The following is a 23,625-nucleotide window of genomic DNA, read 5'->3' on the forward strand; positions in this document are numbered from 1 at the left end:
GTCCGCTTTCCAGAGTGCCTTGCGCGCGATGCGGTCCTTTGGCCTGAGAGATTCCGGGGCGGTTGCTCCTTCGGCGACGGGGTGGCCTCAAAGGCTTCCCATGCTCTCCCGCATCGTGCCCGGCAAACGAATCCGCCGGAGACATGTGCGCATTGCTGCAAACGCAGCGGCGCGTCAATCGGCCAGCGCCATCGCGCCATAGATTTCCGCATGGCGCTTTTCAGCATAGCGATCCGTCATACCGGCGATGAAGTCCGCGATATGGCGGCTGCGGGCGGGCTCCTGCCGGTCGCAATCGTCACGCCATTCGGGCGGCATCAGCGCCGGGTCGGCCTGATAGGCGGCGAACAGGTCGGTGACGATGACCCGCGCCCGGTCGGCCGCGGCGAGCTGTTCGGGATGGTGATAGAGGGCCGCATACATGAAGCGTTTGAGGTCGCGCTCCTGCGCCGCCAGCTCCGGCGAGAAGGCGACCAGCGTGCGGCCGAGCGCGCGAACATCCGCGACCGTCTCGACACCGGACTCCGCGATGTTTGCGCGGGTCGCATCGATCAGGTCGTTCGCCATGACGCCGATCTGTTCGCGCACCAGTTCGCGCAGCAGCCGGTCGGGCGCCACATCGCGGTAGCGGGCGCGCACCCGGTCCCAGCAATGCGCCACGAACGGCACGGCCAGCAACTGGTCGAGCGTCAGCAGGCCGGCGCGCAGGCCATCGTCGATGTCGTGATTGTCATAGGCGATATCGTCCGAAATCGCGGCCAGTTGCGCCTCCAGCGAGGCGTGGCTGGTCAGGTCGAGCGGAAACAGCGCGTCCAGTTCGCGCATCGCCCAGCCGGGATGGTCGATCGGGCCATTATGCTTGGCCAGTCCCTCCAGCATTTCCCAACTGAGGTTGAGGCCCCGGAAACGGGGATAGGGACTGTCGAGCAGCATCAGCGTGCGCAGCGTATGGGCGTTATGATCGAAGCCGCCATGGTCTTCGAGCGCCTGTTCCAGCGCATCCTCACCCGCATGGCCGAAGGGCGGATGGCCGATATCATGGGCGAGGCAGAGCGCCTCGGTCAGGTCTTCGTTGAGGCCGAGCGTGCGCGCGGTGGTGCGGCCGATCTGGGCGACCTCCAGGCTGTGGGTCAGGCGGACGCGAAAATGATCGCCGTCGGGCGAGACGAACACCTGCGTCTTGTGGCGCAGGCGGCGGAAGGCGATGGAGTGGATGATCCGGTCGCGATCCCGCTGGAACATGTCGCGCGGCCCCCGCACCTCCCCGCCCGGTTCGGCATGAAGGCGGCCACGGCTGGCGTCGGGATGGCAGGCATAGGAAGCAAGCGTCGTCATGACGTGCCTGTTAGCCCAAAGCGCGGCGGGTTTGAACGGCTATGAAGGGCAATTGCATATTTGGGGTTTGGGTTGGTGCGGTTGGGTGGTTAGCGGTCTGTCTGCTTTCTCCGACGGATCGTATTGGCCCATGGCGTTGCGATCGTGCCGATCAAACCCAGCGTAAATATGATCGTTGAGAGGAGCGCTGAGGCTAGCAATCCATTATGAACATAGGTCCAGCTAGCCCGCGCAGCCATCTCGCTCCATAATCCGAGGACGCCACCATCCATCATTGTCGCCACAGCCCAGAGTAGCATCGGGCTGAGGGCGACGAGAAAGAACAGGCTAACTTTGGATGCGCGCATATATTCGGCCTAGCGTCTCTTCTCAACGGCTACAAATGGTCTTCAGCTACCAAAGGCAGGGCAGATCGGCGGCGAGCCATCATTAATCGGTTCGCCGATATTGCAGCCGCAGCGCCATTCGATCAATCTGTGAGATTGGATATCCCATCGTCCATGAGCAATAGGGTGCTGGCTATCGTCTATTCTTTTTACGAACGTTGGTGTTTCGGAAATGAATCGTCCGCCAGCAAGTCCGTTATGACCCGCTAGTTTATAAGCTATGGTGACAACGGATTTATCCACTCCGCTTCCGATAGCCCCCATGGCAGGTTGAAAATAGAACTCCCGATGCCAGTTGGATAAGTCGCCGACGCAACTATTTTCTGCTGTAGCGGCCTCTATCAGCTTAACCTCTTGAACAGATGGCTGACCGGCCGAGCAGCCTGCGATTTGCACAAGCCCCCAAAATGTGATCGCAATTGACTTCATTTGGCGCACTATGCCGCATCGAGAAATGTGTGCAACTGGTCGTAAAACGCCCTTTGGGAGCAGCCTCATTCCCCTGCCAGCTTCTCTACCACTTCGCCCGCGTCGCTGCGCCAGGCGAAGACGTCGGCGCCGTCCTTTTTCAGGGTGGCTTCCAGTTCCTTGGCGCGGGCGAAGCTGGCGAAGGGGCCGACCAGCAGGCGGTTGGTGCGCGCCCAGCCGGCGCTCCAGGCGCCTTGCGGGGCGAGGATCGTGTATTTTTTGCGCAGCCCCTTCATGGTGAAGCCGAGCGCGCCCTTGCTCTGGCCGACGCCGACCTGAAGCCAGTTGCGCGCAGGGTTGGCGGCGAGGCGCTTCTTTTCCTCCGCTTCGGCCTTGGCCTTTGCATCGACTTCCGCCTTGGCCTTGGCGGCCGCGTCCTTCTTCGCCTTGTCTGCGGCGGTCTTGGCGGCCGCCTGACGTTCGGCGCGGCGAGCGGCCTGGATGGTCGCGACCTCGTTCAGGTCGACGGCGGCGACGCTCGCCTGGCGTTCGGTTTCCGGCACGTCGATCGCACGGATGATGTCAGCCAGCGTGCGGACCATTTCGGGATCAGGCTGCGGCGCGGCGGTGGGCGGGCTGGCCGGCACCGTTGAGACAGTCGCAGGCAACGCGTGTTCCGGTGCGGGGGCCGAAGGTGGCGGCACGGGGGTAGAGGGCGGCGGCGTGGTCGGCGCGGATGCGGGCACCGGCGTCGAGGCCTGGGACAGCGCGATGGCATTGAGCTGCGAACCGCTGTTGGCCGGCGGGCTCTGCGGTGGCGTGGCGCGCGGCGCGCCCGTTTCGATCGAGTCGAAGCCCGGTGCCGGCGGGCCTTGTACCGTCGCATTGGGTGCTGTCGCCTGCCGCACGGGCGGCGTGGCGGGAGTCGGTTCCGGCGCGCGGGTTGCAGGCAGGGGCTGGACCTGCGGTCGCGCCTGCGGCTGAGGCTCGGTGCCGCCGGGTTGTGGCGCGGGCTGTTGCAGGATCGGCTGGCGCGCGGGCTGCTGCACCGGCGGTTTCGTTTCGGCCTGCGCCACCTGAGTCCGGGTCGAGGGGGTCTGGGCCGGGCGCGTTTGGGCCGGGCGGCGGACCGCGGCGAGACGCTCCGCGCGCGCCTGACGGGCGGCCTCACGCTGCTGGCGACGCTGCTCGGTGCGGCTGAGCGGCTTGGCCGTCGCAGGCGCGGCAGCCGCGACCGTGACGGGCTTGCTGTCCGGGACGGCGATGCCGGGCGCTGGCGGGGTCGGCGTGATCGCGGCGATGCTGGTGCCGATCTGCTGCGGGAAATGGCCGAAATGCACCGCCGCAGCCTTTTGCGCGGCGGTCAGATAGGGCATTTTCTGCATATAAGGGGTGATAGCGCCGGCCAGTTGCGCGGGCATGGTCTGCTCCGCCACCTGCTTCGCGTCGGTCTGCTTGTTGTTCATCGCGAGGATGAAGGCCTTGTAGCGCCAGGCGGCCCGGTCGCTCTTGTACAGCAAAGGCTCCAGCACCTTGTCCGACGCAGCCACCTGCCCGGAAATGCCGAGCGAGGCGGCGTAGCGGCGCACCAGTTCATCGTCATTGGGCGTGCGTTGCAGCGCGGCCTGATAGTCCCTTTGTGCGCCGGCCTGATCGCCGGTCATGTCCTTCGCCAGACCGCGATCGGACAGGATCGTGGTGTCGGGATAGCCCAGCCGCCCCGCCTGATCGAACAGGCGCAGCGCCTCGACCGGGTTCTGCATCTTGAGCATCACCCGCGCGAGACCGGCCTTGATCCGGCCATTGCCGCTCTCGATCGCGTCGGCGCGGGCGTAGAAGCCGGCGGCGGCGCGCGGATCGTCCAGCGCCAGCGCCGCCTCACCCGCGCCGATCAGCGCAGCCACGTCACGGGGGTTGGATGCGAGCTTTGCCAGATTGGCGTTGAGATCGGCGGCGCCCAGCGGGCGAACGAGCTGGGACTGGTCAAGTTGCGCTTGCGCCATGCCCGCCGGCAGCGCGCCAGCAAGGCAAAGTCCGAAAATCCAGGGAGAAGTCTGTTTCACATCCGGGCCTTAGAGCGTCCTGAAGTCGGCCGGGGCAGCCGACTCGCAGAGCGCGGAGAACAAGAGATATTGAGAGCATCGGTCGATTCAATCTCTCCCGATGCTCTAGACGATCTGATGCGGAATGGGGAATTGGCGCAACGAAAAAGCGCGCCGGGTCGCCCCAGGCGACCGACAGCGCGCTTCGTCATGCTCGCACGGCTGGAGCCAGGCGAAATTACTGGTTGTTCTGACGATTCAGGAAGCGGGGAATGTCCACACCCGGTGCGGCATCGTCAGCGCCCGGCGCCTTTTCCGTACCACGGGTCAGGCCAGCCATGCGCTCGAACAAAGTACCGCCGGTGGCAACGCGCGGAGCCGGTGCGGCGGGGGCCGCAGGCGCCGGCTGTTCGGCCGCTTCCGCGCCAAGGATCAGTTCGTCTTGCCCTGCATCTTCATCATCGAAGACGGCCGCTGCCTTGGGCGCTGCGAAGGACGCGGCTGGTGCAGGGGCTGCCGGAACGTCCAGTTCGAGCGTTTCGGGCTGCGACGCGGGGGCCGGAGCAGGCGCCGGCGCAGCCACGGAGGCCGGCTGGGCCGCGACGGGCGCTGGAGCGGACTTGGGCGCTGCCGCCTGCGGTACCGACACCGACGGACGGTTGGCAAAGCTGAACGGCTGGGTCAGCGGCGCGGCGTTGCCACCGGCTTCGGCCTCTATGCCGGTGGCGACCACCGACACGCGGATCTTGCCATTAAGGCCGTCGTTGAAGGCGCTGCCCCAGATGATGTTCGCGTCCGGATCCACCAGTTCACGGATATGGTTGGCGGCTTCGTCCACTTCCATCAGGCGCATGTCGTCGCCGCCGACGATCGACACGATCACGCCCTTCGCGCCGCGCATCGACACGCCGTCGAGCAGCGGGTTCGCGATCGCCTTTTCGGCGGCCTGAAGCGCACGGCCGTCGCCTTCGGCTTCGCCGGTGCCCATCATCGCCTTGCCCATTTCGCCCATCACAGAACGGACGTCGGCGAAGTCGAGATTGATGAGACCCGGCATGATCATGAGATCGGTGATGCTGCGAACGCCCTGTTGCAGCACTTCGTCCGCCATCTGGAACGCTTCCTTGAAGGTCGTGTTCGGATTGGCGATCAGAAACAGATTCTGGTTCGGGATGACGATCAGCGTATCGACATGCTTTTGCAGTTCCTCGATACCCGCGTCGGCCGACTTCATGCGGCGGTTGCCTTCGAAGGTGAAGGGCTTGGTCACGACGCCGACGGTCAGGATGCCGCGATCGCGCGCGGCCTTTGCAATGACGGGAGCAGCGCCGGTGCCGGTGCCCCCGCCCATGCCGGCGGTGATGAAGCACATGTGCGCGCCATTGAGCGCTTCCTCGACGGAGGCGATCGTTTCTTCAGCAGCCGCCTTGCCGATTTCAGGGCGCGAACCGGCGCCCAGACCTTCGGTGATTTGCGGGCCAAGCTGGATGCGCCGTTCGGCCGGCGAGCTGTTGAGCGCCTGCGCGTCGGTGTTCGCCACGATGAAGTCCACGCCCTCGACATGGGCAGCGATCATGTTCGCGATGGCATTGCCGCCCGCGCCGCCGACGCCGATCACCGCGATGCGCGGCTTCAGTTCGTCCACATGCGGTGGGCTGATTTCAATGCTCATATATTTGCTCCCTCAGCTTCCTCGTCAGGAAGCGACACCGTCACTAAATGTTAACACCAGAAAATAGAGTATTTCACCCCCTATTTTCGTCTAAATCCAAATTCGTTCAATAGTTGGTCTTCATCGCGCGCATCATGCGCTGCCACCAGAGCGGCGCCCCCAGGCGATGCACCGTTTGCGGGGCCGGCGCCATCGTGCGGAGATCAACCGGGTTGGAAGCGCCGTAAAGCGCGAGTCCCGCCAATGTCGCGAAGGCCGGCCCACTATGCGCTTCGGGCAGCGCGGACAAGCCCCTTGGTCGTCCGACACGCACCGCACGGCCCAGAGCGCCCTGCGCATAATCGGCAATGCCTTTCATTTCCGCACCGCCGCCGGTCAGCACGACCTGCCGCCCGGTGGAGTTGAAGCCCATGCCGGCAAGCGCCGCATTCACTTCGGTCATGATGAGGTTCAATCGTTCGCAGATAACGCCGACCAGCGACGCGCGGGTGATCTTGCCCCCTTCCGCATTGGGACCGGCGGCCTGCCCCGGCACGGCGGTTTCGCCATGGGGCGGCGCGATTTCGATCATCTCGCGAAAATCACGCGGGTTCTGCATCGCCGAACCATAGAAGCATTTGATCCGCTCAGCCTGGCTGCGGCGGATGCCGAAGGCCGAAGCGATATCGTCGGTGATGTCGGCCGCGCCCAAAGGAATGGAATGGAGGCCGACCAGCATGCCGCCCGCATAAAGCGACACATTCGTCACGCCCGCGCCCATTTCCACCAGCGCCACACCCAGATCGCGCTCTTCCTCCGACAGGCAGGCAAGGCCGGTCGCGATCGGCGAGGCGACGATCGAATTGACGTTGAGATAGGCGCCACGCACGCACAGGTCGAGATTGGCGAGCGGTGCGCCATCGGCCAGCACGACATGGATGTCGACGCCCAGCAGATCGGCGTGCATGCCCAGCGGCTTCTTCACCGGCACCTTGCCATTGATGGTGAAGCAGGTCGGCTGCGCATGCAGCACGATGCGGCCGTCCGGGTCGATGCCCTGTTGCCCGGTGGTCAGCAGATCGTCGATATCGGGCTGTTCGATGCGATAGCCGCCCATGTCGCGCTCGACCGTGACGACGTCGCTGACCAGAGAGCCGCCCGAAAAACTAACCCACACATCCTCGATATTGGTGCCGGCGACCCGCTCGGCCTGCTCCACCGTTTCACGCACGGCCAGTTCGGTGCGCTCCATGTCGGCGATGAAGCCACGGCGTACGCCACGGCTTTCCCGCTGACCCGTGCCCAGGATCGCGAGTTCGCCGGTGTCGGTGCGACCTGCGATCAGCGCCGACACTTTCCAGGAGCCAATGTCGATCGCGGTGATGAGCTTTTCGACCTTGGGCTGCGCCATCTTGTACTAGCCTTCCTCGCCTGCGTCCGGCGCCTTGGCGGTTGCCGCTGCGGCGTCGGTCGGCTTTTCCTCGACCTTGCCTTGCGGCAGGCGCAGGACGAAACGGTCGGGATCGCGCATGTCGAACTTGACGATGCCCCGACCGAGCAGGCGGTTGACGCCATCCATCCGCGCGAAATTCACCAAAGCGCCAGCCGAATCCTTGTCGCCCTCCGGCAGGGAGAGCGTCTCACCCGACTGAAAGCGCAGATCCCAACGCCGGTTCCCGACCCAGGTGGCGCCGGCCAGCATCGGTTTCAAAGCCGGGGCGTTTTCCATCAGCCGGTTGAGGCCGGCGGTCTGGCGGTTGGCATTGGGACCGACGACCAAAGGCAGGTCCGGCATGGCGCTGGCGGAGACGGACTGGAGCACGACACCCTGCACGTCGATCAGGTGCAACTGCCCATCATGCTGCCAGACGGCGACGGGATCGCGCTCGACGATATCGACCACCAGCGTATCGGGCAGGCGACGGGAGATACGGGCATCCTTGACCCAGCCGAGTTTCAGCATCTCCGCCCGCACCTTGGGCAGGTCGAGCGAGAGCATGGAGCGATCGACCTGGCCCAGCGCGATATTGTAGACGGACAGTTCGTCCATCCGCTCGACACCGCGCACCTCGACCTTGTCGACCTCGAACCCGGCGCGGGCGGCGATGCCCGCCGCCTGCTGCCGGGCCATGCCGGGCAGGCCCGCGAAGATGGCGATGGAGACGAGGATGGCGCCGAAGATGCCGACGATCGCCCAACTGGCCATGCGTTGCAGCGTCGCTTCGCTGACGGGCAGCATTTCGACCAGCCGGTCGAGACTGCTCTGGCGCTTGAGCGCGCGGCCGCGACCGTTTTTCGTCGCCCCGCTACCGGGCCGCCCCTTCGCGCTGCTCAGCCGTGCGGTGCCGCCGCGCCTGATCCGTGCCTCAGCCATGCCCTGTTCCCCCGGCGCGCGTCAGCGCCTCCTCGACAATAGTCTCTACCAGCGTGGCATAGTCAATGCCCAGCTTTGCCGCCTGTTCGGGGACGAGGCTGAGCGGCGTCATGCCCGGCTGCGTATTGACCTCCAGCAGAAACAAGCCCTCGACGCCCTGTTCGTCGTCCCAGCGGAAGTCGGAACGCGACGCGCCCTTGCAGCCGAGCAGTTGATGCGCACGCAGGGCGAGCGCCTTGCAGGCTTCGCTGATCTCCGCCGGGATGTCCGCCGGGCAGACATGTTCGGTCATGCCGTCGGTATATTTGGCGTCGAAATCGTAGAAGCCGCTTTTGGGGCGCAGTTCGGTGACGAGCAGCGCTTCATCGCCCAGCACGGCGGTCGTCAATTCGCGACCGCGAATATAGGGTTCGGCCAGCAATTCGGGAAAATCCTGCCACGGCCCTACGCTGTCGCGGCCGATGGGGTTGCCATAATTGCCCTCCGCCGTGACGATGGCGACGCCAACAGAGCTGCCTTCATTCACCGGCTTGAGCACATAGGGGCGCGGGAGTGGGTCGGCCGTGAAGAGGCTTTCGCTTGCCACGATATGGCCTCCGGGCATGGGGATGCCGTGCGGCACCAGCGCCTGCTTGGTCAGTTGCTTGTCGATCGCGATGACGGACGTGGCAAGGCCGCTATGGGTGTAGGTGAGGCCCATCAGGTCCATCATGCCCTGCACCGTGCCATCCTCACCGGGAACGCCGTGGAGGGCGTTGAAGATCACGTCGACCTTGGTTTCGGCGAGGCGCGCGGCGACGTTGCGGTCCATGTCGATGCGGGTGACTTTATGGCCACGCGATTCCAGCGCCTTGGCCACGCCTTCGCCCGACGACAATGAGACGGGGCGCTCCGCCGACCAGCCGCCCATCAGGACGGCGACATGCCAAGGGCCACGGGTCATGCGTAACACTCCGAACTAAAGCCGTTCGGGCTGAGCCTGTCGAAGCCCTGCCCTTCACTTGTTGAAGAAGAAAAGCCCTTCGACAGGCTCAGGGCGAACGGGGTGAGAGGATGGTGCGTCACTTCGCCAACCCAACCCGCTGGATTTCCCATTGCAGGTCGACGCCGCTCTTTGCCTTCACGCGGCGGCGGACTTCTTCGCCCAGCGCTTCGATGTCGGCGCTGGTGGCGTCGCCGGTGTTGAGCAGGAAGTTGGTGTGTTTCTCGCTGACCTGCGCGCCACCCAGTTGCAGGCCACGACAGCCCGCTTCGTCTACCAGCGCCCATGCCCTGTGCCCGTCCGGGTTCTTGAAGGTAGAGCCGCCGGTCTTGCTGCGCAGCGGCTGGCTTTCCTCGCGCGCGGCGGCGATGCGGTCCATTTCGGCCTGGATCGCGGCCGGTTCGCCCGGATCGCCCCGGAAGGTCGCGCTGACGACGACTGCGCCGTCGGTCAGGTTGGAATGGCGATAGGTATAATGAAGGTCGCGGGCCAGCAGCGTGATTTGTTCGCCGGAGCGCAACACGACTTCGCACGAGACGAGTATGTCCGCCGTTTCGCGGCCATAGGCGCCGCCGTTCATGCGGACGAAACCGCCGACCGTGCCGGGAATGGAACGCAGAAATTCGAGGCCCGCTATCCCCGCGTCGCGCGCGGTGGAGGAGACGAGGATGCCCGATGCGCCACCGCCGCAGACCAGCGTGGTTTCATCCAGCCGATCGACCTTGGCGAAGGGCTTGCCGAGACGCACGACTACGCCCGGCACGCCGCCGTCGCGGACGATGAGGTTGGAGCCAAGGCCGAGCGCCATGACCGGCACGTCGGGATCGAGCATGGCGAGGAAGTCGGACAGGTCATCCGTATCCTTCGGCTCGAACAGCCATTCCGCCACGCCGCCCGCCTTGAACCAGACGAGCGGCGCCAGCGGAGCGTCAGCCTTGAGCGTGCCGCGAACGGGCGGAAGGGCAGTCATCGTCGTCAACCGCGCATGCCCCACAGGTTCATCCAGTTCTTCATCGCTTTCAGGCCCGCTTCATTGGCCTGCGCCGCCGCCATGCCGGTTCGGACCTGCTTCTGCGCGGCGTCCACCATGTCGCGCGCGACCTCCACGCCCTGCATCTGGGCGTCGATCATGCGTTTCTGCATTTCCAGGCCAACGGCGAACAGTTCGAACATCAGGCGGCTTCCTTCACACTGTTTACGGCAGAGGCGAGACCCGCCGCCCATTTGGTGATGTCGCCTGCGCCCAGGCAAATGATCATGTCGTCCGGCTGGATATCGGCGGCGATGACCCTGGCAAGATCGTCGGCGTCGGCAACGGTTCCGGCATGGCGATGGCCACGGCGCTTGAGCCCGGCGACCAGCCCGGCGCTGTCCACATCTTCGATCGGCTGTTCGCCGGCCGTGTAGACGGGGGCCGCATACACGATGTCGGCGTCGTTGAATGCCTGCTGGAATTCATCCATCAGGTCGCGCAGACGGGTGAAGCGATGCGGCTGGACCACGGCGATGACCCGCGCCTTGGCCCCTTCGCGCGCGGCGGCCAGCACGGCCTTTATCTCTACCGGATGGTGGCCATAATCGTCGATGACGGTGGCCTTGCCGCCCGCCACGTCGATCTCGCCGACCTTGGTGAAGCGTCGTTTGACCCCGCCGAACTTGGCAAAGCCGGTCTGGATGGTCGCGTCGTCAATGCCCATTTGCAGCGCCACGCCGATCGCCGCCATGGCGTTCAGCACATTGTGACGGCCGGGCATCGGCATTTCGATCCCCTCGATCCGGCGGGTCGACCCGTCGCGCTCGCGAATCTGGATGTCGAAGCGATTACCACCGGGTATCGGCTGGACATTGTCACCGCGAATGTCGGCTTGGGCCGAGAAGCCGTAGGTGACGATCCGGCGGTCCTGCACGCGCGGCAGGATGGCCTGCACTTCGGGATGATCGAGGCACAGCATCGCCGCGCCGTAGAAGGGGACGTTGCCGACGAATTCGACAAAGGCGTCCTTCACCCGGTCGAAGCTGCCATAATGATCCAGATGCTCCGGGTCGATATTGGTCACGACCGCGATCGTGCCATCAAGGCGCAGGAAGCTGCCGTCGCTCTCGTCGGCCTCAACAACCATCCAGTCGCTGTTGCCGAGGCGCGCGTTGGAGCCGTAGCTGTTGATGATGCCGCCGTTGATGACGGTGGGATCGACCCCGCCCGCGTCCAGCAACGCCGCGACCATCGACGTCGTCGTGGTCTTGCCATGGGTGCCCGCGACAGCGACGGTGGATTTCAGACGCATCAGTTCAGCCAGCATTTCAGCGCGGCGGATGACGGGGACGCGGTTTTCCAGCGCCAGTTCGACTTCGGGATTGCCGCGCTTGATCGCGGTGGAGGTGACGACCACGGCGGCATCGCCCAGATTTTCGGCCTTGTGGCCGATCATCACCTTGATCCCCTTGGCCCGCAGCCCTTCCACGACATAGCCTTCGGCGACGTCGCTACCCTGAACGCTGTAACCCAGATTGTGCATCACTTCGGCGATACCGGACATGCCGATGCCGCCGATGCCGATGAAATGGATCGTGCCGATGTCCGTGCCGACACCCTTCATGCTATTCCTCCCCAATATGGGGAGGGGGACCGCCGCAAAGCGGTGGTGGAGGGGGTTCGCCCCCTACGCCATGCCCGGACGATAGCCCCCTCCGTCAGCCCTTCGGGCTGCCACCTCCCCGTATCGGGGAGGATTTTGCGTAGATAGATCATGCCGGAACCCCCGCCAGATTCAGCGTAGTCGGGGTCGGGCCGACCCTGACCGGATCATTGACGATGGGCGCGGTGCCGATGCTTTCGAGCAGGTCGGCCATGTCGCGCGCGGCATGGGGGCGGCCGCAGTTGCGGGCGCGCTTGGCGGCATTTTGCAGGGCGCCGGGTTCCAGCGCCATCTTCTGCATCTGCTTGGCCAATTCGACGGCGGTAAAGCGCGCCTGCGGGATGGTGCGCGCGCCGCCGGCCTCGGTCATTTCCCTGGCATTGGCGGTCTGGTGGTCGTCCATCGCGCTGGGTAACGGAATGAGGATCGCCGGGCGACCCGCGCAGGTCAGTTCGGCCAGCGTCGAGGCCCCTGCCCGTGCGATCACCAGATGCGACCAGCCCAGCTTTTCGGGCACATCGTTGAAATAGGTGGCAAGGTCGGCGGGGATTTCCATCTCCGCATAGGCCTTGCGGACACGCTCGATATCCTCGGCGCGGCATTGCTGCGTGACTTGCAGGCGGCGGCGCAACGCGACCGGCAGCATCGACAGGCCTTCGGGCACGACGCTGGACAGGATGGAGGCACCCTGGCTGCCGCCGATCACCAGCACGCGAAAGACGCTTTCGTCGGTCAGCGCGGGGAATTCCTCCTCGCGCAACTGTTTCACTTCCTCGCGCACCGGATTGCCGATCAGGTGCACCTTCGACGCATAGGCGCTCTTGAGGCGCTGGACGTCGGGATAGGCGGTGGCGATCGCGTCGACACGCCCGGACAGCAGGCGGTTGACCCGGCCCAGCACGGCGTTCTGCTCATGGATCGCGGTCGGGATACCGTCGGCCAACGCGCCCAGCAAGGCAGGCATGGCGGGATAGCCGCCGAAGCCGACGACGGCGGTGGGGCGGAAGGTTTCGTTGAGGCGCCGGGCCATGCCGCGACCGGCCAGGATCGCCTTCAGCGCACCAGGCCAACTCAGCGGGTTCTTCGTCATGCGGCCGGCGGGCATGATATGCACCTGTGCCCGATTGTCCGGCGACTTGTCGAAGATGCCGGGAATCTTCGCACCGCGCGCATCGGTGACGAGGGCGACATGATGGCCGCGCGCCATCAGTTCCTCGGCAACCGCATGGGCTGGAATCATATGACCGCCCGTCCCGCCGGCGGCGAGGACGAAGTGACGGGAAATGCTCATCGACCACTCCATTTGACGACCGTGTGCCGACCCATGAAGGGGTTGCGCCGCGTGAATGCGAGCAGCAGGCCGACGCCGATACAAAGCGCCAGCATAGAGGAGCCGCCGTAGCTGATAAAGGGCAGCGTCATGCCCTTGGACGGAAAAATCTGCGCATTGACGCCCATGTTGATGATCGCCTGCAACCCGAACTGGGTGGTGAGGCCGGCAGCGGCGAGGATGGTGAAATTATCCTCTTCGTCCAGCAGGCGCAGCAGCACGCGCACCACGATGGCGAGATAGACGCAGGCGATGGCGATGCAGGCGAGCAGGCCGAACTCTTCGCCGATGACCGAGAAGATATAATCGGTATGCGCTTCGGGCAGGCGGAACTTGTTCTGCCCCCCGCCCGGCCCCACACCGGTAAAGCCGCCATGGGAAATGGTGCGGAAGGCAAGATCGGTCTGGTCCGGGCCGGTGTCGAGCTGGACCCCTATCCCCAAGAAGTCGTTCACGCGCTGCCGGCCATTTTCATAGAACATATAGACCGCGACCAGTAGCGCCAGCCCGGCGCCGACCATCGCGCCGATGAAGCGCATCGACACGCCCGACAGCAGCAACAGGACGCCGAGACAGGCGGCGAAGATAACGGTCTGGCCGAAGTCGGGCTGGCGCATCAGCACGACGGCGATGAGGCCGGTGACGCAGAAGCTGAGCGGCACCACCGGCAGGCTCATATCCTTGGTCCGCAGCGACAACAGCCAGGCGAGCGCCACGACGAAGACGGGTTTCAGGAATTCCGAGGGCTGGAAACGGAAGCCCGGCAGGTCGATCCAGCGCTTCGCCCCGTTCACCGTCGATCCCAGGATCGGCACGCACAGCAGCATGACGAAGAAGAAGGCGCAGCCGAAGATGGCCAGCCGCCGCGCCTGCGGCCGGGGCAGCATGGAGATGACGAGCATGATCGGCAGGCCGATGAACACCCACATCAGCTGGCGCCAGAAATAGATGAGCGGATTGACGGCGACGGAAGCGGTCGACCGGTCGATCGCGGCGACGGGGGATGCGGCCGCGACCGCGACCAGTCCGATCGCCATCAGCGTCACGATCAGCGACAGGAGGACTCGGTCGATTTCCCAGAACCAGATGGCGAGCGCCGTCCGTTCGCGCGGCACGGTGCGGGTGCGGAAACCCTTCACCAGTTCGCCTGCTCTGGACATACCTGTTCCCCTCTTGCTCATCGTCGTCCCGGAGCCTTAATCGAGCGCCGCGACGGCGGCGGCGAAGGCATCGCCGCGCGCTTCGAAATCGCGAAACTGGTCGAAACTGGCGCAGGCGGGCGACAAGAGCACCACGTCGCCGGGCTGCGCGATGCGCGCGGCGCGGCGGACGGCGGCGCTCAGCATTTCACTGTCATCCACATCCATATGCGGGCGCAGCAGATCGGCGAACATATGCCCCGCTTCGCCGATGGTGTAGGCGTGCGCGACATTGGCGAAATGGGGAACGCACTCGTCCAGATTGTCGGACTTGGCGACGCCGCCCAATATCCAGTGGATGCGGGCCTTGCCATCCTTCGCGGGCCAGGCGGCGAGCGCGGGCGCGGTCGAGGCGGCGTTGGTCGCCTTGCTGTCGTTGACGTAGAGGACGCCGTTGCGGGTGGCCACGGCCTGCATCCGGTGGGGGAGCGAGGCGTAGCTGGCTAGGGCATTGGCGATGGTTGGTTCGTCGATGCCCAGCGCCTTTGCGACAGCCGTTGCTGCTTGGGCATTTTGCAGATTATGCGGACCTTGAAGCGCAGGCCATTCCGTCTGCAACCCTGGTAGCTCAACCATGTCGATGAAGAACATCGACAAGCCCTCAGGCGCATCGTCCACTACATCGAGATCAGCATAAGCAATGTAATCGACAACCGCGACATGCTCCGCCGACTGCATCGCGAACAGCCGCGCCTTCGACGCGACGTAGCCTGCAAAGCCCTCATAGCGATCCAGATGATCCGGCGTGATGTTGAGCAGCACCGCGACGTCGCAGTCGAGGCTATGTGTCAGGTCGATCTGGTAGCTGGACAGTTCCAGCACATAGACGCCCACGCCATGCAGATTGGGCTCCAGCGGCGGCTGGCTGAGGATCGGCAGGCCGATATTGCCGCCCATGACGGTCGGATAGCCCGCCTGCTCGATGATGTGGTGGATCAGCGCGGTGGTGGTCGACTTGCCGTTGGTGCCGGTGATGCCGACGACCTTGTGCGGGGGCAGCGTCGGGCGGGCGAGCGCGAACAGTTCGATGTCGCCGATGATCGGTACGCCTGCGATTCTGGCGCGCATGGCGATCGGGTGGCGGTTCAGTGGCACGCCCGGCGACACGACGATGCCATCGAAACCGGCCAGGTCGATCTCCATCGGATCGCCCAGTTCTGCCTGGCCCTCGACCAGCGCACGCGCTTCTTCCCGGCTGTCCCAGGCGACGACGCGCGCGCCACTGGCAACCAGCGTTGCGACCGTGGCGAGGCCCGACCGCGCCAGCCCCAGCACCGCATAGGTCTTGCCTGCAAAGGCGCTGGAAACGATCATCGCAGCTTCAACGTGGCGAGGCCGGCAAGCGCCAGCACGAAGGCGATGATCCAGAAACGGATCACCACCGTCGGTTCGGCCCAGCCCAATTGCTCGAAATGATGGTGGATCGGCGCCATCTTGAACACGCGCTTGCCGGTGCGTTTGTAGAAGAACACCTGGATGATGACCGAGAGTGCTTCCACCACGAAAAGCCCGCCGATGATACCCAGCACGATTTCATGATGCGCGGTGACGGCGATGACGCCGATCGTTCCGCCCAGCGCCAGCGACCCGGTATCGCCCATGAAGACGGCGGCCGGCGGCGCATTGAACCATAGGAAAGCGAGACCGGATCCGATGATCGCGCCGCACAGGATCGTCAGGTTCCCCGCGCCCGGTACGTGCGGGATGCCCAGATATTCGGCGAAATCCGCGCGACCGACCAGATAGACGATCAGCAGGAACGCGAGGCTGGCGATGATGACCGGCATGGTGGCCAGGCCGTCGAGACCGTCGGTCAGGTTCACCGCATTGCCGAACGCGACGATCACGAAGGCGGCGAAGCAGAAATAGAACGGTCCAAGCTCGATCGCGGGGCCATTATAGAAGGGCACATAAAGGGCCGTGTTGCCATGCTGGTGGACGATCATCCAGGCGGCGACGCCCGCGATCAGGAACTCGGCCGCCAGTCGCGCCTTGCCCGACAGCCCCTTGTGGCTGGCCTTCGTCACCTTGTCATAATCGTCCAGGAAGCCGATCGCGCCGAAGCCCAGCGTCACGAACAGGCAGGCCCAGACATAGGTGGAGGACAGGTCCATCCACAGCAGCACGGACGCGACCATGGAGGTCAGGATCATGAGGCCGCCCATGGTCGGCGTGCCGCGCTTGGCGAGGTGGCTCTGCGGGCCATCGTCACGGATCGGCTGCCCCTTGCCCTGACGGACGCGGAGCCAGCCGATAAATTTCGGGCCGATGACGAGGCCGATCAGCAGCGCGGTGAAGATCGCCGCGCCCGCCCGGAAGGACAGATAGCGGATCAGGTTGAAGACGCCTGCAAAATCCAGGGTTTCGGCCAGCCAGTAGAGCATTAGTCGGTATCTCCGTCACGAGCGCCTTCGGTCAGGGCCGCGACCAGGCGGGACAGACCCACACCATTGGAGCCCTTGACCAGGATCGCGTCGCCCGCGCGCATTTCGGTTTGGATGAGGGGGATGGCCGCCGCCGTGTCGGCGACATGGACATGGGCAATGATACTGCCAAGCGCATCGGCCAGCGGCGCCATTTCCGCGCCGACCAATATGGCATAATCGACCTGGCCCGCGCCCAGCGGTTCGGCAAGGCCGGCATGGAGTTCGACGCTGCGGTCGCCCAGTTCGCGCATGCCGCCCAATATGGCGATGCGCCGATCGGCCTTCTCCCGACTAAGCTGGGTCAGTGTCGCCTTCATCGAGAGCGGATTGGCGTTGTAGCTTTCGTCGATCAGCAGCGCCTCGCCGCCCGCGACCGGCAGAATGCGCCGTTCGCCCCGGCCCGGCAGGCCCGGCATTTCGGCGAGCGCGAGGCCGGCGGCGGCGAGATCACCGCCCACCGCCTCGACGGCCGCCAGCACGGCGAGTGCATTGGACACCCAATGATCGCCCGGCGCGGCGACGGTGAAGCAGAGTTCGGCGTCCGGCAGGGTCGCCGTGACCAGCGTGCCGCCGCCCGGCGCGGGTACGGCTTCGCGCGCGCAGACATCGGCCTGCGGGCTGGTGCCGAAGGTCAGGATACGGGCAGCATGGCGCTCCGCCTTGTTGTAGAGCAGTGCGACATGCGGGCTGTCATAGGGGATGATCGCGGTGCCGCCGGGTTGCAGCCCCTCGAAAATCTCCGCCTTGGCCTCGGCGATCTTCGCCTCGGTGCCGAAAAATTCGATGTGGGCGGGCGCGATGGCGGTGACGATCGCGACATGGGGGCAAACCTGCCGTGTCAGCGATGACAGTTCGCCAGCATGGTTCATGCCCATTTCGAACACGCCAAAGGCTGCGTCCCGCGCCATGCGCGACAGGCTCAAGGGCACGCCGACATGGTTGTTGTAGCTTTTGACCGAACGATGCACCGTGCCCGGAGCCGCGCGATCCAGCGCCTGAAACAGCGCTTCCTTCGTCCCGGTCTTGCCGACCGATCCGGTGACCCCAATCACCCTGCCATTCATGCGCTTGCGTGACGCCTTGCCCAAGGCTTCGAGCGCGAGCGCGCTGTCGGGGACGAGGATGTGGGGATGATCGACGGCTTCGCTGACGATCGCGCCGGCGGCACCCTGCCCGAACGCCTTGTCGATGAACTTGTGGCCGTCGGTCGTTTCTCCCCTCATCGCGACGAACAGGTCGCCCTGCCCCACTTCGCGACTGTCGAAGGCGACGCCCGAAACGGCAAACGGCGCCGACGCGGCGCCGCCTGTGGCTTCGGCGATTTCGGCGGAGGTCCAGAGGTCGGTCATTTACCGTTGCCCCGCATAAACATCCGTTCGTGCTGAGCCTGTCGAAGCACGCGCGCGCCCTTCGACAGGCTCAGGGCGAACGGAAGAAGGTGGCACATCTCCTTGTTCAACCCGCGCACTCCCGCGACACGGTGACGTCGTCGAAGGGCAAGACGCGATCGCCGATGATCTGGCCCTGTTCATGGCCCTTGCCGGCCAGCAGGACGATATCGTCCGCACCAGCCTGACCGATGGCGGCGGCGATGGCGGCGCGACGACCGCCGATTTCTTCCGCTTCCGGCGCGCCGGCCAGCACGGCGGCGCGGATCGCGGAGGGCTCTTCCGAGCGGGGATTATCGTCGGTGACGATAACATGGTCGGACAGTTCGGCCGCCACCTTGCCCATCAGCGGCCGCTTGCCCGCGTCGCGATCGCCACCGGCGCCGAACAGGGTGATAAGCTTGCCGCGCGTATGCGGGCGCAGTGCCTCAATCGCGGCTTTCAGGCCATCGGGCGTATGGGCGTAATCGACATAAACAGGCGCGCCCGCCTTGCTGATGACCGCGCGCTCCAGCCGTCCGCGCACCGGCTGGACCCGGCCGAGCAGTTCCATGACCTTGGCCGTGTCACCACGGCAAGCGATGATGAGGCCGGCGGCGGTCAGCGCATTGGCGGCCTGATAGGCGCCGATCAGGGGCAGGTTGACCTTATAAAGTTTGCCGTCGGCTTCGACTTCCAGCGCCTGGCCCAACTGGGTCGGGGTGCGGTTGGCAAGGCGCAAAGCCTGCCCCTGCACCCCGACGCTCAGCACACGAAGCCCCCGCTTCGTAGCGCGCTGAATGACCTTGTCCGACCATGCGTCATCGGCCCACACGACCGCCGCGCCGTCCGCCGACACGACTTCATCGAACAGCCGCATCTTGGCGTCGAAATAGCTGTCCATGTCGCCATGATAATCGAGATGATCGCGCGACAAATTGGTGAAAGCGCCAGCGACGACCGGCAACCCTTCGGTGCGATACTGGTCGAGGCCGTGGCTGGAGGCTTCGAACGCGGCATGGGTGATGCCTTCACGTTTCAGGCCCGACATGTTCGCGAGGAAGGTGACGATGTCCGGCGTGGTGAGGCCGGTTGACACCTGATCGACGGCGGTGGTCACGCCCAGCGTACCGATCGACGCGGATTTGTGGCCCATCATGCGCCAGAGCTGGCGGGCGAGTTCGACCGTGCTGGTCTTGCCATTGGTGCCGGTGACGGCGACGGTCACATCCGGGAAAGGCGCGAAATAGCGGGCAGCCATCAGCGCCAGCAGGCGGCGCGGATTGGCATGCGCGATATGAATCGCCCCTTCCACCTTTGCTTCGGGGCGTGCGACGATGGCGACGGCGCCGGCCTTCACGGCGTCGGGAATATAATCCTCACCATTGACGCGCAGGCCCTGGAACGCACCGAAGACGGTGCCCGGCGCAACCTTGCGATTGTCGATGGCAAAGCCGGTCACGGACGCATCAAGGCCGGCGATGCCGCCGACCTTGTCCGATATATCCGCATCCAACCCCTCGATTAGCGACCCGAGGCGCATCATTCTTTCTCCTTGTCGCCGTGCAGCAGCGGCATCAGATCCGAAATATCCACGTCACGGCTTTCGTCCGGCATCACGCCCAGCATCGGGCCGGTGCGCTCCACCACGCGCTTGACCACCGGCGCGGCGGTCCAGGCGGCCGTGCGCAGGCCATATTGGCCCGTCGCCTCGTCCATGATCGCCACCACGACGTAACGGGGATTGTCCATCGGGAAGGCAGAAGCGAAAGTCGTCACGAGCGAAGTCTTGTTATAGCGCCCCTCCTGGGGCTTTTCGGCGGAACCCGTCTTGCCGCCCACCCGGAATCCCTTGGCGTCGGCGCTTCGTCCTGTACCCGCCGACACGATCATCCGCAACAGTTGCCGCATCCGCGCGCTGGTGGCGGCGGTGAAGACGCGGCGGCCTTCGGGCACTTCGTCGGGACGCAGCTTGCGCACGGTGGCGGGACGCCAGATGCCGCCATTGACCAGCGCCGCATAGGCCGCCGCCAAGTGGAGCGGCGTCACGGCGATGCCATGGCCATAGGCGGTGGTCATGCTGGTGATGCGGCCCCAACTAGACGGCCAGATGCCCCTGGCGCGCTCGTTGAACTCGATCGGCGCACGCTGGTCGAAGTCCAGGCTGCGGAACATTTTTTGCAGCGGCGCCGCACCCATTTCGTCGGCGATTCGCGCCGTGCCGATGTTGGAGCTGTGGACCAATATCTCCGGCACGTTGATCCAGCGGCCCATCGCATGGTCGTCCTTGATGCGGAAACCGGCGACGGCAAGCGGCGCGGTCGCGTCATAGCGCTTGCTCATCGACGTCACGACGCCGGCATCCATCGCCGCAGCGATCGACAGCGGCTTGAACGAGGAACCCAGTTCGTAGCGGGCCTGCACCATATGGTTGCAGAGTGGCGATTGGCTGCAACTCTTGCCCGCATAATTTTGCAGCTTGTTGGGGTCGAAGACGGGGATGGAGGCCATGGCGATGATCTCGCCGGTATTGGCGTCCATGATGATGCCGCCCGCGCCCTTGGCCTTCGTCTGCACCAGTTGGGCGTAGAGTTCGCTTTCCAGCGCACCCTGCACCCGGCTGTCGATCGAAATGGCGAAGGGCCTGCCGCGCTGGCCCACGTCGATCAGACGGTCGTTGAAGGCCGCCTCCACGCCCATGCCGCCGACACCCGCAGAGTCGGGCGCGAAGCCCAGCACATGGGCCGCCAGCGTGCGCTGCGGATAGAGGCGCTCTTTCTCGCGCGGAAATTCGATACCGATTTCACCCAGCGCGTTCACCGCCGCCACTTCTTCGGGCAGGGCGCGGCGACGCAGATAGGCCCAGCCCCGGCCGGTCAGCTTCTTGTAGAAAGCCGCTTCGGGTTCGTCGGGGAAGATTTCGTGCAGCTTGCGCGCCAGTTCGCCCGGATCGCCGATCAGCTTGGACGGGCGTACCGCCACCGAATAGGCATCCATGGTCCGCGCCAGCGGCACCCCGTTGCGATCGACGATGTCGGCACGCGCGGGCAGGAAAGGCGACAGGCTGCCATCACCCACATTGCCATGCGCGAAAATACCGACCCAGACGAGTCGGCCAATGACGATGGCAGTGATGAGCATGAACAGGATCAACAGCAGCATGAGCCGGTTATGGGCGATGGCGGTCAGGTTGACCCGCGCTCGCCCCGCCCGCTCGCCGCCCGGCTGGACAATGATCGTCGCCATCAGCGCTGCTCCCTGCGTTTTTCGCGCGCCGCCCTGGCGCTGAGGTCGCCCAGCGTGCTGTCATCCAGCAGCTTGGCGTCGAGCATCGCCATCCGTTCCGCCTTGCGCGCGATCGGATTGGGCTTCGACACATCGGCATCGACCTTGGCCTGCTGCGCGGGGGTGCGGGGCGCAGGCTTGGGCAGCTTGTCGACGGTATCGGCGGCATGGGCTTCGCGGATCACGGCGATATCGCTGCGAATCTGGGTCGCGGCCGGGCTTTCCGGCGCCTTCTGGGGAGCCGAAGGCAGGTCGGCCGGGGTTTCCACCATCGCCACCATCACAGGCGGCGCGACGTAATCGGGGCCATTTGGCTGGACGCCGTCCAGATGGGCGAGCGCCCGTTCCCCGCCCAGATATTGCTGCGCGGTGGGCGTCGCATACATGAAATCATCCTGATTCCAGCGCTCCAGCTGACGCATCGAGGCGCGCGCGCTGAATTCCGTTTCCAGATAGCGGATGTCGGCCTTTGCCCGCGCGATCTGCGCCCGAACCTTCATCAGTTCGTTGCGCTCGGTCGCGACCTTGAGCGACACCATATAGGCGCCGAGCGCGCCCAGCGCGACGAGGATCACCCAGATCAGGCTCTGCAACCTCTTGACGGCGATCATGCGCGGGCACTCCGGGCGGAAGTGGACTGGGCGGGGCCAGAGGTACGAATGGCGGCGCGCAGGGTGGCGGATCGGGCGCGGGGGTTGCGCGCCAGTTCCGCCTCGCCCGGCTTCACCGCCTTGGCCGGCTTGGCGAAGGTCGGTTGCGGACCAGCGGCGCGTTCGGGCATATGCCTCGACCCGCCGCTGTCGCCGCCGCTACGGTTGCGCAGAAATTGTTTGACGATGCGGTCTTCCAGAGAATGGAAAGTCACGATCGCCAGCCGACCGCCCTCCTCCAGCAGCATTTCCGCCGCGTCGAGGGCCATCTCCAGTTCCTCCAACTCGCGGTTCACATGGATGCGGATCGCCTGGAAGGTGCGGGTCGCGGGGTCTTTTTTGTCATGCGGCTTGTGGCCCAGCGCCTTGCGGACGACGGCGGCCAGTTGGCCTGTGCGCTCCAGCGGGCGCGCCTCCACGATCGCACGAGCGACGCGACGCGACCTGGGTTCGTCGCCATAGCGATAGATGACGTTGGCAATGTCCTCTTCCGAAGCATCGTTGAGGAAATCGGCGGCGCTCATGCCGTCCTGGCTCATCGTCATGGTGAGCGGGCCGTCCGACTGGAAGGAAAAGCCGCGCTCCGCCCGGTCCAGTTGCATCGAGGATACGCCGATATCGAGCGTGATGCCCGACACCTTGTCGATGCCGCGTTCCGCCAGCAGTTCCGCCATGCGCGAAAATTCGCCGGGGATCAGCGTGATCTGATGCGCATCGGCCACCGCCTGCCCTTCGCGGATCGCATCGGGGTCGCGATCGAAGGCGAAGACGCGCGCGCCGGCGCTGGCCATGGCGCTGCTATAGCCACCCGCGCCGAAGGTGCCGTCGACATGAATCTCGCCGGGGTTGATGGCGAGGGCTTCGAGCACTTCACTGATCAGGACGGGGATGTGCGGAGCGCCGCTCACTTCGCCGCCCCTTCGGCACGCGCGTCGATCCAGCGGCGGACCTTGTTGCGGATCAGCGCCGGGCGATCCGGGCTTTCGATGAGCGCTTCGGGCTTCCATATCTGGAAGTAGCGGCCCACGCCGTAGAAGAAGATCGCGTCCGTGATGCCTGCTTCTTCCTTGATATCGGGGTGGAGGAAGAAACGGCCGGCATCGTCGAAATTCACGTCCTCGATCGTGCCGAGGCGGTTTTCGCGCTCTATATCGGCGTTGAAGTCGCGCCCGGCCTCATAGGCCTTCTGCTCCAGTTTATCGACTTCCTCGAACAGGAACTGCTTGTGGGACAGGCCAAAGCCCGTGGCGCAGCCATTGTCGAAATGGACGGACAGGCACAGGCGATTTTCGCCACCGCTGGCCTGCTTCACCAGCTTGCGCATCTCCAGGGGCAGCACGAAACGGCCTTTGCCGTCCGCGACGCTGAATGCGTTGCCCGAATAGAGAATGACGTCCGACACGATGGCTATCTGGCCCCTTGTTTTCGGGGCACAGGCCGTCCGTCGCTGGAATCATGAGAACGATCATCCAGCGCACAGGACAACGCAAAGCCTGACGAACCCCAATGCTGGTTTTCCTACCAAGCATGGGGGTGGACTGCAATGGGAAAGCA

20 protein-coding genes and 1 riboswitch are annotated in these 23,625 nt (G+C 65.1%); all 20 genes read right to left on the reverse strand.

Annotation, left to right across the window (positions count from 1 at the left end):
• Positions 1 to 21: 21 nt before the first annotated feature.
• Positions 22 to 121, reverse strand: a riboswitch (glycine riboswitch).
• Positions 122 to 174: 53 nt separating this feature from the next.
• Positions 175 to 1,335, reverse strand: a complete 1,161-nt coding sequence (locus tag ASE85_RS02840; protein ID WP_056683096.1) for a deoxyguanosinetriphosphate triphosphohydrolase — start codon at positions 1,333 to 1,335, stop codon at positions 175 to 177.
• A gap of 389 nt (positions 1,336 to 1,724) precedes the next feature.
• Complete coding sequence (locus tag ASE85_RS22795; protein WP_156358162.1) at positions 1,725 to 2,150, reverse strand: hypothetical protein; 426 nt, start codon at positions 2,148 to 2,150, stop codon at positions 1,725 to 1,727.
• Between the two features lie 65 nt (positions 2,151 to 2,215).
• Entirely contained in the window at positions 2,216 to 4,192 is a 1,977-nt protein-coding gene (locus ASE85_RS02850; protein ID WP_082462625.1) for a tetratricopeptide repeat protein, read from the reverse strand.
• Positions 4,193 to 4,409: 217 nt separating this feature from the next.
• The gene (gene ftsZ / locus ASE85_RS02855; RefSeq protein WP_056683104.1) at positions 4,410 to 5,843 is read right to left on the reverse strand and encodes a cell division protein FtsZ; all 1,434 of its coding nucleotides are present in this window, start codon (positions 5,841 to 5,843) and stop codon (positions 4,410 to 4,412) included.
• Positions 5,844 to 5,949: 106 nt separating this feature from the next.
• The gene (gene ftsA, locus ASE85_RS02860) at positions 5,950 to 7,233 is read right to left on the reverse strand and encodes a cell division protein FtsA (protein ID WP_056683107.1); all 1,284 of its coding nucleotides are present in this window, start codon (positions 7,231 to 7,233) and stop codon (positions 5,950 to 5,952) included.
• 6 nt (positions 7,234 to 7,239) lie between these two features.
• Positions 7,240 to 8,196, reverse strand: a complete 957-nt coding sequence (locus tag ASE85_RS02865) for a cell division protein FtsQ/DivIB (protein ID WP_056683110.1) — start codon at positions 8,194 to 8,196, stop codon at positions 7,240 to 7,242.
• Entirely contained in the window at positions 8,189 to 9,139 is a 951-nt protein-coding gene (locus tag ASE85_RS02870) for a D-alanine--D-alanine ligase (RefSeq protein ID WP_056683113.1), read from the reverse strand. Before ASE85_RS02870 ends, ASE85_RS02865 begins: the two co-directional genes overlap by 8 nt.
• A gap of 118 nt (positions 9,140 to 9,257) precedes the next feature.
• Positions 9,258 to 10,148: a UDP-N-acetylmuramate dehydrogenase gene (murB, locus tag ASE85_RS02875; RefSeq protein ID WP_200928281.1), complete on the reverse strand. Its 891-nt coding sequence runs from the start codon at positions 10,146 to 10,148 to the stop codon at positions 9,258 to 9,260.
• A 5-nt stretch (positions 10,149 to 10,153) separates the two neighbouring features.
• Positions 10,154 to 10,351: a hypothetical protein gene (locus ASE85_RS02880; RefSeq protein WP_056683119.1), complete on the reverse strand. Its 198-nt coding sequence runs from the start codon at positions 10,349 to 10,351 to the stop codon at positions 10,154 to 10,156.
• Positions 10,351 to 11,775 (reverse strand): UDP-N-acetylmuramate--L-alanine ligase, encoded by a 1,425-nt coding sequence (gene murC, locus ASE85_RS02885; RefSeq protein WP_056683124.1) that lies wholly within the window; start codon positions 11,773 to 11,775, stop codon positions 10,351 to 10,353. Before murC ends, ASE85_RS02880 begins: the two co-directional genes overlap by 1 nt.
• 148 nt (positions 11,776 to 11,923) lie before the next feature.
• The gene (gene murG / locus ASE85_RS02890; protein WP_056683127.1) at positions 11,924 to 13,105 is read right to left on the reverse strand and encodes an undecaprenyldiphospho-muramoylpentapeptide beta-N-acetylglucosaminyltransferase; all 1,182 of its coding nucleotides are present in this window, start codon (positions 13,103 to 13,105) and stop codon (positions 11,924 to 11,926) included.
• Positions 13,102 to 14,304, reverse strand: coding sequence for an FtsW/RodA/SpoVE family cell cycle protein (locus tag ASE85_RS02895; protein ID WP_056683130.1), 1,203 nt, complete (start codon positions 14,302 to 14,304; stop codon positions 13,102 to 13,104). The genes murG and ASE85_RS02895 overlap by 4 nt, the downstream gene beginning before the upstream one ends.
• A gap of 36 nt (positions 14,305 to 14,340) precedes the next feature.
• Positions 14,341 to 15,657 (reverse strand): UDP-N-acetylmuramoyl-L-alanine--D-glutamate ligase, encoded by a 1,317-nt coding sequence (gene murD, locus ASE85_RS02900; protein ID WP_056683133.1) that lies wholly within the window; start codon positions 15,655 to 15,657, stop codon positions 14,341 to 14,343.
• Complete coding sequence (gene mraY, locus ASE85_RS02905) at positions 15,654 to 16,727, reverse strand: phospho-N-acetylmuramoyl-pentapeptide-transferase (RefSeq protein WP_056683136.1); 1,074 nt, start codon at positions 16,725 to 16,727, stop codon at positions 15,654 to 15,656. Before mraY ends, murD begins: the two co-directional genes overlap by 4 nt.
• A complete protein-coding gene (locus ASE85_RS02910) occupies positions 16,727 to 18,118 on the reverse strand; it encodes a UDP-N-acetylmuramoyl-tripeptide--D-alanyl-D-alanine ligase (RefSeq protein ID WP_056683139.1) in 1,392 nt (463 codons plus the stop codon). Before ASE85_RS02910 ends, mraY begins: the two co-directional genes overlap by 1 nt.
• Positions 18,119 to 18,224: 106 nt before the next feature.
• Positions 18,225 to 19,679 (reverse strand): UDP-N-acetylmuramoyl-L-alanyl-D-glutamate--2,6-diaminopimelate ligase, encoded by a 1,455-nt coding sequence (locus tag ASE85_RS02915; RefSeq protein WP_056684292.1) that lies wholly within the window; start codon positions 19,677 to 19,679, stop codon positions 18,225 to 18,227.
• On the reverse strand, positions 19,679 to 21,382 hold the full coding sequence (locus ASE85_RS02920; protein ID WP_056683142.1) for a peptidoglycan D,D-transpeptidase FtsI family protein: 1,704 nt from the start codon (positions 21,380 to 21,382) through the stop codon (positions 19,679 to 19,681). Before ASE85_RS02920 ends, ASE85_RS02915 begins: the two co-directional genes overlap by 1 nt.
• Positions 21,382 to 22,032, reverse strand: coding sequence for a hypothetical protein (locus tag ASE85_RS02925; RefSeq protein ID WP_056683145.1), 651 nt, complete (start codon positions 22,030 to 22,032; stop codon positions 21,382 to 21,384). Before ASE85_RS02925 ends, ASE85_RS02920 begins: the two co-directional genes overlap by 1 nt.
• A complete protein-coding gene (gene rsmH / locus ASE85_RS02930; protein ID WP_056683148.1) occupies positions 22,029 to 22,979 on the reverse strand; it encodes a 16S rRNA (cytosine(1402)-N(4))-methyltransferase RsmH in 951 nt (316 codons plus the stop codon). The genes ASE85_RS02925 and rsmH overlap by 4 nt, the downstream gene beginning before the upstream one ends.
• Positions 22,976 to 23,473, reverse strand: a complete 498-nt coding sequence (locus ASE85_RS02935; protein WP_056683152.1) for a division/cell wall cluster transcriptional repressor MraZ — start codon at positions 23,471 to 23,473, stop codon at positions 22,976 to 22,978. Before ASE85_RS02935 ends, rsmH begins: the two co-directional genes overlap by 4 nt.
• Positions 23,474 to 23,625 lie beyond the last annotated feature (152 nt).

The sequence above is a fragment of the Sphingobium sp. Leaf26 genome (assembly GCF_001421665.1).
Lineage (GTDB): Bacteria > Pseudomonadota > Alphaproteobacteria > Sphingomonadales > Sphingomonadaceae > Sphingobium.